General features: G+C 42.9%; 12 protein-coding genes. 8 read left to right on the top strand and 4 right to left on the bottom strand.

Going from position 1 to position 18,311, the window contains the following annotated elements:
- Positions 1–1,440: a S1C family serine protease gene (locus tag AAA942_RS18630; RefSeq protein WP_338221813.1), complete on the bottom strand. Its 1,440-nt coding sequence runs from the start codon at positions 1,438–1,440 to the stop codon at positions 1–3.
- Between the two features lie 220 nt (positions 1,441–1,660).
- Here AAA942_RS18630 and AAA942_RS18635 point away from each other — a divergent pair, with 220 nt between their 5' ends.
- The 6 genes from AAA942_RS18635 to hslU all read left to right on the top strand — a co-directional run bounded on the left by AAA942_RS18635 (position 1,661) and on the right by hslU (position 11,936).
- A complete protein-coding gene (locus AAA942_RS18635; RefSeq protein WP_338221814.1) occupies positions 1,661–2,827 on the top strand; it encodes a 1-deoxy-D-xylulose-5-phosphate reductoisomerase in 1,167 nt (388 codons plus the stop codon).
- Complete coding sequence (gene rseP / locus AAA942_RS18640; protein ID WP_338221815.1) at positions 2,828–4,141, top strand: RIP metalloprotease RseP; 1,314 nt, start codon at positions 2,828–2,830, stop codon at positions 4,139–4,141.
- Between the two features lie 395 nt (positions 4,142–4,536).
- Positions 4,537–5,793 carry a hypothetical protein gene (locus tag AAA942_RS18645; RefSeq protein ID WP_338221816.1) on the top strand — a complete coding sequence of 419 codons (1,257 nt, stop codon included), beginning with the start codon at positions 4,537–4,539 and terminating at the stop codon, positions 5,791–5,793.
- A gap of 3 nt (positions 5,794–5,796) precedes the next feature.
- The gene (locus AAA942_RS18650) at positions 5,797–7,854 is read left to right on the top strand and encodes a hypothetical protein (RefSeq protein ID WP_338221817.1); all 2,058 of its coding nucleotides are present in this window, start codon (positions 5,797–5,799) and stop codon (positions 7,852–7,854) included.
- Positions 7,855–7,994: 140 nt separating this feature from the next.
- Positions 7,995–10,472 (top strand): endopeptidase La, encoded by a 2,478-nt coding sequence (gene lon / locus AAA942_RS18655; protein WP_338221818.1) that lies wholly within the window; start codon positions 7,995–7,997, stop codon positions 10,470–10,472.
- A 66-nt stretch (positions 10,473–10,538) separates the two neighbouring features.
- Positions 10,539–11,936, top strand: coding sequence for an ATP-dependent protease ATPase subunit HslU (gene hslU / locus AAA942_RS18660; protein WP_338221819.1), 1,398 nt, complete (start codon positions 10,539–10,541; stop codon positions 11,934–11,936).
- A gap of 119 nt (positions 11,937–12,055) precedes the next feature.
- Here the strand turns inward: hslU and AAA942_RS18665 are convergent, their stop codons facing one another.
- The gene (locus AAA942_RS18665) at positions 12,056–13,840 is read right to left on the bottom strand and encodes an aryl-sulfate sulfotransferase (protein WP_338221820.1); all 1,785 of its coding nucleotides are present in this window, start codon (positions 13,838–13,840) and stop codon (positions 12,056–12,058) included.
- 278 nt (positions 13,841–14,118) lie between these two features.
- Between AAA942_RS18665 and AAA942_RS18670 the strand changes: the two genes are divergently transcribed.
- Positions 14,119–14,841, top strand: coding sequence for an SDR family NAD(P)-dependent oxidoreductase (locus AAA942_RS18670; protein ID WP_338221821.1), 723 nt, complete (start codon positions 14,119–14,121; stop codon positions 14,839–14,841).
- On the opposite strand, the gene AAA942_RS18675 is transcribed toward AAA942_RS18670, so the two are convergent.
- The gene (locus tag AAA942_RS18675) at positions 14,838–15,329 is read right to left on the bottom strand and encodes a SixA phosphatase family protein (RefSeq protein ID WP_338221822.1); all 492 of its coding nucleotides are present in this window, start codon (positions 15,327–15,329) and stop codon (positions 14,838–14,840) included. The two genes, AAA942_RS18670 and AAA942_RS18675, sit on opposite strands and share 4 nt — an antisense overlap.
- An 88-nt stretch (positions 15,330–15,417) precedes the next feature.
- Between AAA942_RS18675 and AAA942_RS18680 the strand changes: the two genes are divergently transcribed.
- On the top strand, positions 15,418–15,609 hold the full coding sequence (locus AAA942_RS18680) for a cold-shock protein (RefSeq protein ID WP_338221823.1): 192 nt from the start codon (positions 15,418–15,420) through the stop codon (positions 15,607–15,609).
- A 9-nt stretch (positions 15,610–15,618) separates the two neighbouring features.
- Here AAA942_RS18680 and AAA942_RS18685 read toward each other — a convergent pair whose 3' ends face one another.
- Complete coding sequence (locus AAA942_RS18685; RefSeq protein ID WP_338221824.1) at positions 15,619–18,135, bottom strand: mechanosensitive ion channel family protein; 2,517 nt, start codon at positions 18,133–18,135, stop codon at positions 15,619–15,621.
- Positions 18,136–18,311: the final 176 nt, after the last annotated feature.

Here is an 18,311-nt window from a genome sequence, read left to right on the forward strand (position 1 = left end):
TTACCTCACATTATAACTTTGCATGAAAGGCTGTCCATTTGGGGCTACGCCTTCCAGTTTGAGTCTTCCGCTGAATTTTTCCAAATATTCTCCCAAGGTCTTGGGGTCTTTAGCAGGCATTTCATTGACATGGGTGATTACAAATCCATCCCGGAATCCCAAATCCCGAAGATAGCCACGGGTCAAGGAACTGATTTTGACGCCATAAGGGATTTTGAGACGGTCTTTTTCGATGGTATTCACAGCCTCCAATCTTGCCCCTATCAGTGCAGAAGAGTAATATTCCCGCTTGATGACGCCTGTGCCTCCTTCCAGGTTTTGAAGGGTCAAAGAGGCGTTTTTGGACACCCCATCCCGGGTATATTCCAAGTTGAGCTGATCTCCGGGATAATAATAGGATAGTGCCTCTTCAAAACTTCCTTTCCCCATAATTTTCCAGTCCCCGATTCGGGTGATGACATCATTTTTTTGCAATCCGGCCACTTCCGCTGCCCCGTTTCTGAGGGTATGTGTGACGATCACTCCGTCCAGGCTTTTCAACTTCATCTCCTCGGCGAGTTCAGGAGTGATTTCTACCACATCTACACCCGGAATGGCTTTTTGTACTTCACCATACTTGATCATGTCATTGGCCACTTTGATGGCCACATCTACCGGCACAGCAAAACCATAGCCGGTGTAAGACCCGGTGCGGGAAAGTATCGCAGTATTTATTCCGACCAATTCTCCGTTGACATTCACGAGTGCACCCCCGGAGTTTCCTGGGTTGATTGGGGCGTCGGTTTGGATGAAACTTTCCAGAGGAAAGTCACCTCCAAGAATATTGATTTGACGCTCTTTCGCTGATACAATTCCTGCGGTCACGGTCGAAGTTAGGTTGAAAGGGTTCCCCACTGCCAGTACCCATTCTCCGATTTGAAGATTGCGACTGGAGCCCCGCTTGATTTCAGGAAGGTTTTCGGCTTCGATTTTCAGTACCGCGATATCTGTGTTTTTATCAGTTCCGACCAGTTTGGCTTTGTAGGTGCGTTTTTGGTGAACCACCTCGATGGTTTCTGCCCGGTCGATCACGTGATTGTTGGTGATGATGTAGCCGTCTTTTGAAATAATTACTCCCGAACCAGTACTGACCTGCTGCGTAGGGCCTGTTCCGAAGAAATAATCAAACATGCTGTATCTACGATAGTCTGTACCGCTGAAGTTTTTGATAAAAACAACTGATTCAGTACTGTTTTGTGAAGCTTCAATAAAGGAAATCGGTGGGTCAGTCCCAAGTGAGGACGAGACCGTTTGACTTGCCGTTTGGGTGGGTATTTCATAAAATTGAGAAAAAGAGGGGCTTAAATCCTGCTTTTCCGGAGTCTGAATTGCGATCCAAAGTGCCGCCCCGGCGATGCCTGAGACAAAAGGAATGGCAAATGATTTCAATGCGTTGTTCATGGTATTCATTTACTTATTCACAGAATTTTGGTTGGGTGATGGACTCTCCATTCACATTTTTTAAGACCTAAATCTGCCCTAAGTGGATCAAAAATTGTCCCAATCGGCAAAATGTGACGAAGTGTACAAGGAAAACTCCCTGCATTTGGTAATTTTGTCAGTCTTGGATCGAACCTTCCGGCATTCGGAAGGTTTTTGTTTGATCCCAAAGTCTTTCTGAATGACCCAACCCAAACGAATAGCCATTCTTGGCAGTACAGGAAGTATAGGTACCCAAACCCTGGATGTGATCAGACAGCATCCTGAAGATTTTGAAGTGGAGGTCCTTACTGCCCAAAACAACTGTGATCTTTTGATTGCTCAGGCCTTGGAGTTTAAGCCCAACGCTGTGGTGATTGGCAATGAGGCCAACTATCCAAAAGTAAAAGAGGCGCTGATTTCACACGATATTAAGGTATTTGCCGGGCAAAAAGCAATTGCCCAAGTAGTGGAAATGGAAACTATCGATGTGGTTTTGACTGCTTTGGTCGGCTATTCTGGTTTGATTCCCACTGTGCATGCGATCAAAGCAGGTAAGCAGATTGCGCTAGCCAATAAAGAAACTCTGGTCGTAGCAGGAGAAATCATCACTGCTTTAGCCAAAGAAAACGGAGTCAATATTTATCCTGTGGATTCGGAGCACTCAGCCATTTTCCAATGCTTGGTTGGAGAATTTCATAATCCTATTGAGAAAATCATCTTGACCGCCTCGGGAGGTCCATTCCGTGGAAAAGACAGAGCCTTTTTGGAAACCGTCACCCGAGAGCAGGCGCTCAAGCATCCCAACTGGGATATGGGTGCTAAAATCACGATTGATTCTGCTTCTTTGATGAATAAGGGCTTGGAAGTAATCGAAGCCAAATGGCTTTTTGGATTGAAAACCGAACAAATCGAAGTCGTAGTCCATCCTCAGAGCATCATTCATTCTTTGGTGCAGTTTGAAGATGGGTCGATCAAAGCACAACTTGGACTGCCGGATATGCGTATCCCTATTCAGTTTGCCTTGAGCTATCCTCATCGACTCAAGAGTGACTTTGAGCGATTTGACTTTACCAAATATCCCCAATTGACCTTCGAGCAGCCGGATATGAAAACTTTCCGGAACCTTCAGCTGGCCTTTGACGCTTTGGCCAAGGGTGGAAACGCTCCCTGTGTGCTCAATGCAGCCAATGAGATTGCCGTGGCAGCGTTTTTAAATCGTGAGGTGGGATTTTTGGAAATGTCTGATTTGATCGAGGAAACTTTAACAAAGGCCTCTTTCGTAGCTCATCCCAGTCTGGAAGATTATGTGGCAGGCGACGCGGAGGCAAGAATGATTACAGAAAATTTAATTAAGTCAAAAGTATAAATGGAAACTTTAATTATGGTGGGACAGCTGCTCCTGGGATTGTCGATCTTAGTGGGCCTTCATGAGCTGGGTCACTTGCTTACGGCCAAGATGTTTGGCATGAGAGTAGAAAAATTCTCCATCGGTTTTCCTCCGAAAATCGCTGGATTCCAATGGGGAGAAACGGAATATTCCATCGGAGCAATTCCTTTGGGAGGTTTTGTGAAAATCTCCGGAATGGTGGACGAGTCGATGGATACCGCCCAAATGGCCTCAGAGCCACAACCTTGGGAATTCCGATCCAAGCCAGCTTGGCAGCGATTGATCGTGATGTTGGGAGGGATTATCGTCAATGTGATTACAGGAATTGTCATTTTTGTGGTTTTGGTTTACAAAAATGGTGAGACCTACTTTTCAAGAGATCAGGTAATTCAAAATGGCATCGTCGCCTATGAATACGGAGAAGCGATCGGTTTCCAGACTGGAGACAAAGTTTTGGATATCAATGGTGTTCCTTACCAAAGTATCACCGAATTGACAAGTGGATCTGCTTTGCTTAGCGAAAATGGATATTACACAGTTGATCGAAACGGCGAAAAACTTAAAGTTGAAATACCAAGAGGATTCATCAATACCTTCAATTCAGAAGAAGCCTTCAGCAAGTTTGTGGCTGTCCGGTTTCCGTTTGATGTGTTGGAAGTATCTCCGGATGGAGCTGCCAAGGCAGCAGGAATCGAGGCCGGAGATAAGATTATCGCTGTCAATGGTCTGGTAATCAATTACTTTGACCAGCTTCAGTCGGCTTTGGCTGAGGTAAAAAATAAGGAAGCCGAATTGGTAATTTCCTCTTCGGGAAGAATGGATACCCTGATGGTGCCTGTATCTGCCGAAGGGACCATAGGCATTGCAGCTAACCCGCTTATCGAACCTGTCCGAAGAGAATATGGCATAGGAGAGGCTCTTTCCAAAGGTACTGCACGGGCTTTTGGGGTGGTGATTGTCAATGCCAAGGCTTTGGGCAAAATGTTTACCGGGGAGGTATCTGCAAAGAATGTCAGTGGTCCTATCGGAATGGCCAAAATTTATGGTAACCGGTGGGATTGGGTTAAATTCTGGAGTATTACGGGTTTGATTTCCATGATCCTAGCCTTCATGAACTTGTTGCCAATTCCGGCATTAGACGGGGGACATGTCATGTTTTTGCTTTATGAAATGGTATCTGGAAGAGCACCTTCGGATAAGTTTTTGGAGAATGCACAGAAAGTCGGCATGGTCATTTTGCTGGCCTTAATGGTATTCGCGATTGGCAATGATATTTTGAAGCTGTTCAGCTAAAGTCAAGAAATGCTGATTTACAAATCTGATTATACGCTATTCTGCCAGTAGACAAATATTTTCCTGATTTGGGGCTGGAAGACCGAAGACGGAAGACAGAAGAAGAGCGAGAGTTGACAATTGATAGTTCATTTGTGCTTCTAAATAGGCTAATGGCACCAAATTTACAAATAATAAAATTCAAAGCATTTCCCTCAGAAATCAATACCCTATAATGGGAAGAGCCCGGTTTATCCGGGCTTTGTTTTTTTCAAGGGAAAAAAGATTTAATCCCAAAGGTGAATTTTAATTAAAAAAGGGGTAAAAAAATTAATTTTTATAAAGGGTAACTAAATTTTTTAAAATTAGTTTGACGTAAGCTTTTTCTTTTGTAAATCGGACCAAAATTCAGCAATATGATTAGGTTTTTAGCACTGGGGCTGGTTTACTTGGCTTTTTTTACCGCTCAAGGACAAACGAAGAATTTTTCCGGTGAGCTTTGGTCTTCGATTCCATTGGGCACCACCCAAGAATCCGATTTTGTTATTTTAGCCTCAGGCGAAAAGGTCTTTGGAAGAGTGGTCAGAAGCTATAATTTGACCAATTATGCAGAGGTGATTTTTGAGAAGGACGGAAAACAAGTGACTTACACGCCTGGAGAATTGGAGGGTTTTGGATTGGATAACGGACAATTATTCTATTCCCGTGTTTTGCCGGATGGTGAAGAATTGATATTTCTACAGGTCATGGTCTCTGGAGCTATAGAACTCAGTAAGTATCGTGGGAGGTATTTTCTTGATAATGGATCCCGGTTTGAGGAGCTGAAAGCCAAGTATGAAGATGTGATAATCAACGATCGGTCGGTAAAACGGTTTGCCAAACCCTATATTGCCACTTTGAAACAATTCCTAACTGGAGAATGTGGAGTGGTTCGCTACTCTGAGATTGACAAACTCCCATTTGGAGACCAATCCTTTGTTCGAATAGTTCAGGAATACCTCCAATGCAGCAATCAAAGCTTTGAGTTTCATTTGAGTAAAATTCCTCTGGTTCAGGTTTCTCCAATTTTTGGGGGTGGCTTTTCCTACTTTTCCATTAGTCCTGAAGAGAATTATATTGATCAGGCCAATCAGCTAGGCGCTCATCTGGGCTATTTCGGTTTTGTTGGAGTCCGATTTCACGAGCTGAGAGTGTTGCCCCGATTTAGTACAGAACTTCGGGTGGCCTTTTCTTTTTTTGAGACCGAATTAGCTTCGAGTTATTTTAACAACACGGTCCTTGTGACCGGATCAGAACAGCTGAAGGAAACGGCAGTCTATATTCCTTGGTCTTTTCAATACAGTATTCTAAAACAAAGTCAAGTGGAAATTTATGCTGGTTTGTCTGCCGGCTTGTGGTTGGGGAAGGTAACCACGAGTGGAGGAATCGTGGATGAAGAATTGCTTTCGAGAAATGAAATCAGAATTTCGGAGCAGTCGATTACTAATCCACTTAATCCCAAATTCATTCCTGGTCTCAAGTTGGGGTCTAATTTTCAGTTGAAGGGCAAAGGTCGATTTTTTACTGAATTGGAATGGACTTCTCAAGGTGGGTATTATCAATTCAGCCTGATCAACCGAAGTTCAGAATATGCCCGTCAAAGATTATCCGTTCAGTTTGGAATCGAATTTTAAGCCATGAAATCAAGAATTTTTGCTTTTCTGTTTATTTCCCTGCTGGGAATCGCCTGCTCTGAAGAAGAAGTGGCACCAAGGACCAACCCGAGATTCACAGTGGCGCTCGTTCAATTAGTGGATGCCACGGGAGCGGAGTTTTCGGCGAGTATTTTGGATTATGGATCAGATGATATTTTGGAATACGGATTCGTCTATGGAAATACGATTAACCTTACCTTAAGCAATTCGGACCGGGTCAGTGAAGCGGGTAAGCCGCAAAAGGAGTTTAAGCTAAAGGCCACCCATTCCATGCGAGTTGGGGAGACGATCTATGTATCTGCTTTTCTACGTACGAGCGAAGGGACCGTGTATTCGAAACCCTACAGTTTTACCAGTCAGGGATCCGAAGGATTTATTTTTGAGCGGATCGAAGTACCCAATGAAGTCTATTTTGGAGATACGCTGAGAGTTTTTGCAAGAAATCTATCCAAAGTAGAAAACAAGTACGCTGCCAAAATCCAAGAGGTCATTGCCCCGATCGGAAGGGTGGAGGATCAATTTTTCGAGGTGATCATTCCAAGAGGTCTGACCTTCCCGTCCGGTGAAGGATTGGCTCAAACCCTTGAGGTGGAACTCAGTGTAGCCGGAAAAGTCTTGAAAGTTCAGCAAATTTTCTCTTTCAAAGCGCCGGAAATTCTTCTTGAGCAAGGTGCTAGCTTGGGATATACCGAAGACCTGGTGATCAAAGGAAAGTACCTTCAGGATAATTCGGTTCAGGTGAAGTATAAGAATCAGAAGGGAGAAACCTATCTCTTGGATGTCAAGGGTAATGGCGATCAGGAAATCAAAGTGGGATTAAATGCACTATTTACAGAGCTAAATCCTTCCCTCGAACTGATCATCAGGGGGAATTCCTACCTGATGAACAACCTCTTGGCGTTGAAAGAAACGGTCATTTATCCTGACCAAAAAACTACATTCAACGGTTTCTCGGGTTCTTTTACGCTAAAAGGTGAGAATTTCAATCCTTTTTCTATTGATTTTAACAGCCTTGAGTTTTCTCCGGGAATATTTAGGTATCAAGTGAATTCTTTGAAATCTAATGAAATGGAGATTTCCTTTGAATTCAATGGAGAAAATCCAGGTAGGCGGGAGACGCTTCTCTATCTAACCAACGGAGGAAAGAGGAGTGAAAATGCATTTTCCATTACTTGGACTGCTCCGGGGATTCCTATTATTCTTTTTGAGGATTTTTTTTATGGACATGATGGCAGGACCGTCTCCCTGGGCAACAAAGGGTATTGGATTTCATCGGCAGGGATTTATGAAATAGATCCAAGTGTTTCCTCTATGAAATTGGTGGCTCAGATACCAATTTCTTCCAGAAATCCATCAAGAATGTTTGCCATAGCAGCAGAGGGGAAAGTTTACTTTGCCACCCAAGCTACTGAGGAGACTTCCAGTGAAAAGCTTTTCTTCTCCTTTGATCCAGCAACCAAACAAGTCAGAAAACTTCCTTCCATTCCCAGCGAGGATAATTCCTTTCAATCCATCGTCTATAATCAGGGCCAACTCTATTACCAAGGTGATAGAATAGAGATAAATACAGGCTATGACGGTGACATTCAGCGCTATCTATTTGATCTGAAAACAAACCTTTGGAAAAAGCTGCCAAGCTTAAGTCAACACGACGGGGTATTTAACTTTTACACTTCCTTTGAAAGGAACAACGAGATTTACTCAGCTTCTTATGTCGCGTTTGATCAGACCACTAGGTATGGAACCGGGATTTTTCAGTTCAATAAAACCAAATGGGAGTGGGAACTGATCCAATTCTTCGAAAACCAGACCTTTGGCTCTTGGGCTAATCAGTCAGTGAGAATTGGCAATCAGGTCTATTTCAAATCGGAGTATTTTTGGACTGTGGTAAACATGGATACCTGGCAAATTGAAACTCCATCCTTTTGGAATGAACGCTATGGGTATGCCCCACAATATGGAGGATTCCAGGTGGGGGACAAATTTTATTATTTTGGATTTGGAGGCATTGTGGAGTTTGATCCGAACTATTTCTATTAAATCGAAATAGGGATGACCTGCCATTTTGACCCGCTTCTCTTTTGGCACTGACCTTGAACCTTACAGAAGAACCTTCGTTATTTGAGGGTTCTTCTCTTATTTTAGCTATACACCGACAGCTTGTCTGTCATCCTGTCTTTATGAGCCAATACGAAACTAATATTTTCCAAAACCTGATGAATGGTGATTTTGCCGCCGAAGGAGATCTGATTCAACTGATTACAGATGAAGAAGAGCAAGACCCGGGTAGCGAATCCTATGTCGAGGAGATTCCTATACTTTCTGTCCGCAACACGGTGCTTTTTCCTGGAGTGGTGATTCCCATCACTGTTGGACGGCAGCGATCTATACGTCTAGTCAAGAAAGCCTACAAGGGGAACAAACTGATTGGTGTCTGCGCACAAATCAATCCCAACAATGACGATCCGTCCTGGGAGGATATCTATCATGTGGGTACTTTGGCTAAAATCATCAAGATGATTGTCCTTCCTGATGGAAATACTACTATAATTATTCAGGGGAAAAAGCGCTTTCAGATCAAAGAAACCCTTTCTGATGATCCCTACTTTGTAGCCAAAGTGGATTATTTGGAGGAAAATTTCCCAAAGAATTCCAAGAAAATCAAAGCACTGGAGGAATCTCTAAAAGAAGCAGCAACCAAGATTCTCCATCTGAATCCGGAAATCCCAAGAGAAGCCCAGGTGGCATTGGACAATATTGATAATACGCCTTTCCTGACTCATTTTCTTTCGTCTAACATCAATGCCCCCGTAGAATCCAAGCAGCGTCTGCTGGAGATAAATGATGGGGTGGAGCGAGCCACTTTGCTTTTGGAATTCATGATGAAGGATATCCAAATGTTGGAATTGAAGTCGGAAATCCAGAAGAAAGTCCATACCGATATTGATCAGCAGCAGAGGGATTACTTCCTGCGTCAGCAGATGAAGGTGCTGCAAACTGAGTTGGGAGAAGAAGGTCCGGAGAAAGAGGTGGAAGACCTGAGAGTCAGAGGGGCCCAAAAAAACTGGCCTGCTGAAGTAAAAAAGCACTTTGAAAAAGAGCTGGATAAAATCCTGCGGATCAACCCATCAGCAGCCGAGTATCCCATCGCGCTCAATTATGCCGAGACGATGGTCGAACTGCCTTGGAATGAATTCACCCAGGATAATTTTGACCTGAAGCATGCCCGGGCAATTTTAGATGCAGATCACTTTGGTTTGGAAAAAGTCAAAGACCGAATCATCGAATATCTTGCTGTACTCAAGCTGAAAAACGATCTTAAAGGACCTATCCTTTGCCTTTATGGACCTCCAGGGGTAGGAAAAACCTCTCTGGGAAAATCCATTGCAGCGGCTTTGGGAAGAAAATACATTCGTATGTCGCTCGGTGGACTTCATGATGAGGCAGAAATCCGAGGACACCGCAAGACCTATGTGGGTGCGATGCCTGGAAAAATCATCCAGAATATGAAGAAAGTAAAAATCTCCAATCCCGTATTTGTGCTGGATGAGATAGACAAACTTTCTTCCGATTTCAGAGGTGACCCTTCTTCTGCCTTTCTTGAAGTTCTGGATCCCGAGCAAAATTTCGCCTTCTTGGACAATTACCTGGAGGTAGAATACGACTTGAGTAAGGTGCTCTTCATCGCTACTGCCAATTCCCTGGATACCATTCAGCCTGCTCTGAGAGACCGGATGGAGATCATCGAAGTCACCGGCTATACCATCGAGGAAAAGTTGGAAATTGCCAAAAGACATTTGGTCCCCAAGCAGCGAAAAGAACACGGCTTGAAGTCCAGGGATATTTCCATTGAAAAAGCAGCGCTGACAAAAATAATCGAAGACTACACTCGTGAATCCGGAGTTAGAAATCTGGAAAGAGCCATTGGGAAAGTAGTCCGAAACATCGCCAAATCCATTGCCATGGAAGAGGAGTACGATCACAAAATCACTCCTGAGGCAGTAAGAAAAATCCTCGGGTCTGAGATTTTTGACAAAGAAAGCTATCAGGACAACAGCGAAGCAGGGGTGGTAACCGGGCTAGCCTGGACTAGTGTGGGTGGAGAGATTCTTTTCATTGAATCCAGTCTCAGCAAGGGTCGGGGTAAATTGACCCTTTCTGGTCAATTGGGAGATGTGATGAAGGAGTCGGCTATGACGGCCCTTTCCTATCTTAAGTCCAAGGCTGAAACCTTGGGAATTGACCATCGGGTATTTGATCAATACGACCTGCATATCCATGTGCCTGCTGGTGCAGTGCCCAAAGACGGACCTTCAGCAGGGATCACCATGCTCACAGCCATGGCCTCCGTCTACACCCAAAGAAAGGTGAAAGCAAAAGTCGCCATGACCGGTGAGATCAGTCTGATCGGTAAAGTAATGCCAGTTGGTGGGATCAAGGAAAAGATTCTGGCGGCAAAAAGAGCCGGGATCAAGGAAATTATTCTTTGCAAAAAGAACAAAAGGGATATCGAAGAAATCGATCCTCAATATGTAAAAGGAATCACTTTCCATTTTGTGGATCGAGTGGGAGAGGTATTGGAAGTAGCTTTGACCAAATCCAAAGTGGATAAGCCAATGAAGTTTACTTTCACTGATGAAAATAAGTCCAAGGATTAAAGGAAGTCCTTTGGGAAAGATTTAGTGCATAAGGCTGACCAAGCCTTTCAACTTAACCATTTTAGCATGAATTCAATTGATTCACTCACCCCTCGGCAGATAGTCGGGGAATTGGATAAATACATCATAGGTCAAAAAGACGCAAAAAGAAATGTTGCCATTGCTCTCCGGAATAGAATCCGTAGGATGATGGTGAAATCGGAAATTCAAAAGGATATCGTACCAAACAATATCCTTATGATTGGAAGCACCGGGGTAGGTAAGACTGAAATCGCCCGCAGATTGGCCAAAGTAGCTCAGGCACCATTCACCAAGGTAGAAGCTTCCAAGTTTACAGAAGTGGGCTATGTAGGTAGAGATGTGGAGAGCATGGTTCGCGACTTGGTTGAGCAATCTGTTCACTTAGTGCGTGAGGTTAAAAACGAGGCAGTAAAAATCAAAGCCGCAGAAGCAGTGGAGGAAATTATCCTGGACATTTTGATTCCTCCTGTGAAGAGCCCGGGCTTTACTCGCAACATGCCTGTTGCTCCAGATCTTAATGCTGAACCCAGCTCAGACGAGGAGCTCAATGAGCGGACTCGGGAGAGATTCAGGGAAAAACTCCGAAACGGTGAACTTGATGACCGCAAGATTGAAATCAATGTCAAAGCCAGTGCTCCTGTAGGTATAGGGATGATTGGCAATGGAATGATTGATGATGCCAGCATGGCAGGACTTCAGGACATGATTTCCGGGATGATGCCTAAAAAGACCAAGAAGCGAAAACTCAGCATTGCTGAAGCCAGAAAGGTGCTTTTGGAAGAGGAGACAGCCAAATTGGTGGATTTTGATGAAGTCAAAGAAGAAGCGATCAAGCTTGCCGAGAACAACGGGATTATTTTCATCGACGAAATCGATAAAATCGCTTCAAAGTCCGGAAAAAACGGGGGAGGTCCCGATGTAAGTAGAGAGGGAGTGCAGCGGGATTTGTTGCCTATTGTCGAAGGCTCTGCTGTGAATACCAAATACGGGGTGGTCAATACCGATCACGTCCTGTTTATAGCTGCGGGGGCATTTCATGTGAGCAAGCCATCGGACTTGATTCCAGAACTTCAGGGACGATTTCCAATTCGTGTAGAGCTCAGTAGCCTGACTCAAGAGGATTTTTCGAGAATCCTCAGGGAACCCAAAAATGCCTTGACCAAGCAATATCAAGCCCTTTTTGAGGCAGAGCAGGTTTCTTTGGAGTTTAATGATGAAGCTATTGAGGAAATAGCCCGATTGGCCTTTTTGATCAATCAGGAAGTGGAAAATATCGGAGCGAGAAGACTGCATACGGTCATGAGCCACCTGTTGAATGATTTTCTCTTTGAGGTACCGGATACGATAGAACCCAATTCCAGAATCATGGTTACCAAGGAGATGGTTCATGACAGATTGAGTACGCTAGTGAAAAACAGAGATCTTTCTCAGTATATCCTTTAACCAAAGGGTGGAATTGGGATTGTTGTTTATTACCCAAAAAAGGGCTTTTTCTCAAGAAAAAGCCCTTTTTTTCAAATGACCAAATCCCTCATTTGACCGGATTTGGTGGAATGGACATCCTAATAGAAACTGATTTTTTCTGCCCGATGCAAGGCTTGTTGACCGGAGGAAGGTGAGATTTTAGCTTCAAAAACTACCTCTCGGGAAGTGTAGTCTATTTCAACGACTTTCCCTCCGAATTTTCCGCCATTGTCTACATTCCAGCCAGGAATAAATAAAACATTGTTTTTGTTGGGAAGGAAATCCACATCGGATTGGATTCGGGAATAGGTCTCAATCTCTCTTTCCTTTCCATATTGCCAAACCTGCTTTACGGTCATGTTTTCTTCATCTATCCTATACTCCACTGCCCGGCTGTAAAACTCCGATTTGGCATAGTTTCGTGTATCTCCGTTGTCAAAAAACATGAAAACTCCTCTTGATTTGACCAAAGGGGCATGTGGATACCAAGCCCATTCAAATTCCGGGTGATTAGTCCTACCCTCCAACACATCCAAATCGGTAATGGGCTGATTGTTTTGGTCCAATGGCTGGAGAAGCTTGGTCGTCAAATCTATCCCGTTTCTATCTTTTCCCCAATCCAAATGTGGAGCAAGGATCCACTTCAGGCGATTGTCTGAAGTGATTTTCATGGCTCCTTGGAATCTGGCTGTGATGATGATCGAGTCGTCGTTTTCATCGTAGTATAGACCATTGTTATGGAGCCAGTTGACTACCGCATTGCCCAAGTTATTCATCCAAACTATGCGGTTTTCATCCAGACATTGTTTTAGATCCCATTCTTTTACGATTTGGCCACTTGTCCGGTCTAGCTCCAAAATAATGTCATTGATTGTGGTTTTCCCATTGAGGTGCTGACTAGTATTCTTGGATGCAGCTACCAGTAAATTGCCATTGGGCTTCTCAATGACATTGTGGTGGAAGGTGTAGCCTTCAAACTTCCATGATTTCACCACATTCCCATGAAAATCTAATTCAAATACCTCATGAATTGTGTCATCACCGAAGTATAGGTTCCCGTTTTTTAGTCTTTCGATGCCGCACCCGAAAGACATTCTGCTGAGTACCGGATGTTCTGAAAAGTCCAAATACCATCTGAAATCACCAAATGAATCCATAATAAATGGCATGAAAGGAATCCCAAGACCACGATAACTGACCAAGGTCAGGTCACCTTCCATTTCCTCTCTTTTAGCTACATCGATTTCAATGAGAGGAAGCTTTTCGGGAAGTGGGTCTGTTTTGAGTATTAATGATTTCTTGATCCTTTCCTTGCCAAGGTTATCCAAAAAGCTTATTTCCAGAGTGTTTTCATGATTTCCATAAAGGCCAAATACATCCAGCTGATGATCTTTGGCAAAAGTGGCAGGGGAAAATCCAATGTCAGATCTTGGTCCATTTTTACCGATCACACGGAATTTGAATTTTCCTTTAACAGGCATAGAAATACCTACTTTTGCGCTGAGGGGTCCAAATCCACTTGGATTTAGTTGAATATTTTCCGGCAAGATGTCCAGCGAGTTTCCCAAAGAAGGAGCGTTGCCTATAGTTCCGTCTTGGAATTTGATCTGGGTGGTCCATTCTTCTGCCTTCAATTGATATTCATTGACAATTCGGGCGTCCAGCTTGAGCGTGTCGCCGTTTTCCAATATGAGTTGGTAAATGTCATCTTTGAAATTAGTGTTGAGGACTAAAATGCCAGCTTCCTCAAGTTCGGTGAAACGATTGATGGCATCCGAAGAAGAGTAAATAACTCCCGGCGTTGGGATAAAATCTTCGTCTTCTTCACATCCAAGGGAAAAAACTAAAAGGATGAGGGTGAGGTAGCTGTATTTCAATCTCATGGTTTACAAGTACTAATTCTAAATTTCCAAAGGTGTTTAATATTCTGGTTTCACAGGAATTAAGTATTCTTCAATATGGGTCCAATATTCAAAAATCGGGGGTGTCGAACAAAAAAAAGATTATTTATTAAATGAAGAGTCTGAAGCTTGACCAATAAGCTTTATTATTCCGGATGCTTTTAAAAGAATCCAATTGACTTATTCTCGTTGGATTTTTAATGATCCATGGAAAGCCGAAAATTCAATTCTAGGTTCAACCGTTAGTATAAAGAATTACTATGAAAACTCTCTTAATTTTAACCGGGCATTCAAAAGGCCTTGGTAAAGCAATCTTGGATCAATTTTTAAATCTCAGGGATCATCAGATTGTGGCTATTTCAAGAACTCCCCTTGAAATACATCAAGAAAACTTGCTAGAGATATCCTTGGATCTAAGTGACCTAGGAGCATTAGAGGCTAAAATTCCCGGTTTTTTTCCAAAGGGTACCTTTGATAGGCATATCCTCATCAACAATGCCGGGTGGATTGGAGAGGTGAAGCCGGTCGGCAAGCTTCATCCAAAAGGAATTCAACGTGCCATGAACCTGAATCTCCTGGCCCCAATGATGATTACCGATGGATTTGTGAAAGCTTACAGTAGAGCAAAAGGCGAAAAAATTGTGGTAAATATCAGTTCTGGGGCAGCACACAAGCCTCTCTCCGGCTGGTCGGAGTATTGCAGCAGCAAAGCTGGATTGGCCATGTTTTCCAAAGTGGCTCAAGAGGAACTAAAGAGTCATGGCTTTAAGGTTTATTCTTTGGCTCCGGGAATAGTGGATACTGAGATGCAGGCTGAGATTCGAGGAGCGCAATCGGATGATTTTCCTGCCCTGGATAGATTTGTAGACTATAAGGCAAGTCATAAACTCAGTACTCCTGAGGAGGTAGCCTTGAAAATTCAGCTCTTGATAGCCCATCCTGAACGGTTTGAAGAAGTGGTCCAGGATGTAAGAGATTTCTAAGATTTTCTTTTTGGGAAATCTACAAACCAAACTTTCACCTTTTGAGGCTTGAGTTCTTCCCAGGATTCCGCATCCAGATAAAATCCAAATTGGCCGGAAGTGGGCAGATTCTCTATTTTCCCTCCTAAATACGCTACAAGCTCATTGAGGCCCGGATTGTGACCAAAAAGAAAAAGTGTGTTTACAGAATCCGGTTGCATTCTCAGGATTTTCAGGATCGAATTCGGACTGGCGTGATAGAGATGCGGGTCCGCCTTGATTTCTTTTTCTGGATATTCCAGTTCTTGGGCTGTGATTTTGGCTGTTTCCAGGGCTCGCAAGGCCGAAGAGCTGAGTATTAGATCAGGGTAAACTCTTTTTTTCTTGAGTCTTTGGGCCATTTTTGGGGCATCCCTTAATCCTCTTTCTGCCAAAGGGCGATCGTGATCTTCCAAAAAAGGTTGACCCCAAGCGGACTTTCCATGTCTAATCAGAATAAATTTTTTCATAACGGCTGAAAAAAGACGATTATTTTGTTTTTCTCGATCAAATATTTACTTTTAAAGCACTTTCAATTACAATTTATCACAATTCATTATGTTTACCGGAACAGTAAAATTTTACAATGAAGCCAAAGGTTTCGGCTTTATCGTTGACGACGAAACTCAGGGTGACGTGTTTGTACACGCTACCGGGTTGGTTGACAAAGTTGCCCAAAACGACAAGGTGACCTACGACGTCAAAGATGGTAAAAAAGGACCCAACGCCATCAACGTCAAAAAGGCCTAAGCATACACGTTACGTTTGTGTGTCAGAATCCTCGGAATCCGCTTCCGGGGATTTTTCGTTTTTAAACGGTTTATGTTCCGATTTGGGAAGCTCCTTGAGGTACAGGTCTCTTTTGGGATAGGGAATTTCGATCCCGTTTTTCAGGAAAATCTCAAAAATGGCATTCATGACTTCATTTCGGACATCCAGATAAATGTCCATGGATTCGACCCAAAAAAGCACCCGAAAATCCACCGAGCTTTCACCGAAGTTTTGCATGAAAATTTTTGGAGGAGGAAACTTCAGAATTCTGGCCTTGTCCAGTACCTCCTGGATTAGAGTCTGTACCTTATCCATTTGGGACTGATAAGCGACTCCGATAATAAGTTCGATTCGTCTCCGCTTATCAGATAGCGTCCAGTTGATCAAACTTTGGGAAAGCAGGTCACCATTGGGGACGATGATCTCCGAACCATCATAAGCCAGGATTTTGCTGGCTCGGATTCCGACTTCTTTAACTTTTCCTGTCAACGTGCCAACTTCAATATCATCTCCGATTTGGATGGGGCGTTCGAAAGCTAAAATGACCCCAGATACCAAATTGTTGATGATGGTCTGCAAGCCAAAGCCTATACCTACAGAAAGAGCTCCCAACACGATGGTGATTTTGTCCAAGGGGATTTTGGCTGCTGTCGCCGCAATGAAAAAACCCAGGCCTAACACTCCCAGTCGGATAATTAGTACACTACTACCCAGTTTTTTGGTTCTACTGGTTGAGTTGGTTTGGTCTTTTTGGGCAAAAAAGAAAGCAATATTGTTTGCCAAAACAGATGAAAGAAATAGAACGCCAATGAATAGGAATATGCTGGAAAAAGTAAAACTAGAATCTCCTAATGTCCTCGGAGTATTCATGAATTCGATCAAAACCTCCTTGAAATACTCATAGACGGTCAAATGGTGCAGAAGGATAATAGTCCATCCTGTTATTGCCAAAACAGAAATAAAGCTTTTCATTCTCTTTTGTAGCTCCTCAAAATTGAGAATGATATCCAGGGGATTATGCTTCTTTTTTCCCTCCAGGAGAAGATAGGTAATTTCCATGGTGATCCGGACAAAAAAGAATAAGGACACGGCCGAAGTAAAACTTACCAAACCAGAAACACTGAAGATTTTTGCCAGGCTATATCTCCCAAAAATGTTGGCGATTATGCCCAAAACGAGGAAAAAAATGGAGATTCTCCTCACAATGTTTACGAATCTCATTTCATCATTTATCTCTGAAGAAAATCTAAATGAACCGTACTTGCCATAGATCAACAAGACCAAAATGCTGCCGATCAAGAGATACATTCGCTCTTGATAGAGCATTTCGAAGTACAAATTGCTAAGGGTGAAGAAAATCAGGATCAGTACCAATCCTATCCATTTTATCCTGATTGGGGTGGAATAAAACTTAAAAATGAGCACAGAGGAAAAGCAGACCAACAAAAACAAAACAAGGGAGAGGAAAGTGATGGAGCCTGCCTCAAATAGTAAATACAATATCGGCAAGGCAAAGATCATGGTGGCTGCGAAAGGAGATTTGGGCAGAAATCGCATCCGATTCAGAAAAAACTCCCCCTCTGATTCTTGATTTTTCAACTTCTTTAAAATGCTGATAATCCAAACAAACAAAGCTGTAAAGAATATCAATGAAATAATGAAATTGATTCTCTGACCTCTCATTTCACGATTCAGCACCACTGAATTGATCCGAAAAGATTCCAGAGTTATCTGAAATATTGATTTGGGGTTCGGGATTTTAGGGTCCTCCCACAGGTAATTGATTTGCTTGGTAAACAAATTGGCCTCTAGTCTTTTTTGTCTTTGAGTCAGATTTTGTTTTAAGTCCTGAATTTTAACGTGCTGATAACTCAAATCGGACTGGATCCGGGCAGCCTGAACGATTTGCTTGAACAGCGTGCTATCAAGCTTATTCAGGTTTAATTTCAAATTGACAATCTCTTTTGTATATCTGGGAATCAATAGAGAGTCTCTGACCTTTAGCCGTAAAACAGGGTCATTTCTAAATACCCTTAAAATACTGTCTATTTCTGTAAGACGGTTGAGTCTTGCTTGTATGGTATTGTCAAGATTTAAGTTGTGTTCTTCCGTCTTTTCTAAAATTCTGCTCAAAGTACTTATGTAGCGAAAATTATAGTTGAATGAATTATCTATTGTCCGCTCTTCGAGACTGCTTATAACCAGATCTATCTCCTCCAGTTCAGAGGCAATGCCGATTGTATCCAATGGTTTTTGGAGTTCTAGCTTGATCTGATTGGATTGAATGGTAAGTATTTTCCCTTTTTTAGTCAATTCATCCAACCCCGGAAGGCGGTTTCCCTGTTCTGTGACTTTCAGTGTGTCTGAGGTTGTATTTAAAAAGAGACTATCCGTTTTGGAGACTAAAAGAGTGTCAATGATAGAGGCGCTTTCTTCGGTTTGACCAAAAGAATAGAATGGAACCAAACAGAAAAACAGACAGATCGCCCGAACGAGTGCACGCATATTGGGGTGGTTTGTAGGTAAAAATAAGGATTTCCACTTCAAATCAAGATGAACTCCTGAGAATTAGTGGTTGATCAAATAAGACAAAATGACTTTTTCTATAAGAAAAAAGGCTAAAAACAGGACAAAATGACTGGAAATTCGGCTTGGTACAAATTTGTTGGAGTACATGTACG

The sequence above is a fragment of the Algoriphagus sp. oki45 genome, from assembly GCF_036245605.1.
Taxonomy (GTDB): Bacteria; Bacteroidota; Bacteroidia; order Cytophagales; family Cyclobacteriaceae; genus Algoriphagus.

Coding starts and splice junctions, on each gene's coding strand:
- AAA942_RS18630 (WP_338221813.1), bottom strand. CDS start 1,440: ATGAACAACGCATTGAAATCATTTGCCATTCCTTTTGTCTCAGGCATC.
- AAA942_RS18635 (WP_338221814.1), top strand. CDS start 1,661: ATGACCCAACCCAAACGAATAGCCATTCTTGGCAGTACAGGAAGTATA.
- rseP (WP_338221815.1), top strand. CDS start 2,828: ATGGAAACTTTAATTATGGTGGGACAGCTGCTCCTGGGATTGTCGATC.
- AAA942_RS18645 (WP_338221816.1), top strand. CDS start 4,537: ATGATTAGGTTTTTAGCACTGGGGCTGGTTTACTTGGCTTTTTTTACC.
- AAA942_RS18650 (WP_338221817.1), top strand. CDS start 5,797: ATGAAATCAAGAATTTTTGCTTTTCTGTTTATTTCCCTGCTGGGAATC.
- lon (WP_338221818.1), top strand. CDS start 7,995: ATGAGCCAATACGAAACTAATATTTTCCAAAACCTGATGAATGGTGAT.
- hslU (WP_338221819.1), top strand. CDS start 10,539: ATGAATTCAATTGATTCACTCACCCCTCGGCAGATAGTCGGGGAATTG.
- AAA942_RS18665 (WP_338221820.1), bottom strand. CDS start 13,840: ATGAGATTGAAATACAGCTACCTCACCCTCATCCTTTTAGTTTTTTCC.
- AAA942_RS18670 (WP_338221821.1), top strand. CDS start 14,119: ATGAAAACTCTCTTAATTTTAACCGGGCATTCAAAAGGCCTTGGTAAA.
- AAA942_RS18675 (WP_338221822.1), bottom strand. CDS start 15,329: ATGAAAAAATTTATTCTGATTAGACATGGAAAGTCCGCTTGGGGTCAA.
- AAA942_RS18680 (WP_338221823.1), top strand. CDS start 15,418: ATGTTTACCGGAACAGTAAAATTTTACAATGAAGCCAAAGGTTTCGGC.
- AAA942_RS18685 (WP_338221824.1), bottom strand. CDS start 18,135: ATGCGTGCACTCGTTCGGGCGATCTGTCTGTTTTTCTGTTTGGTTCCA.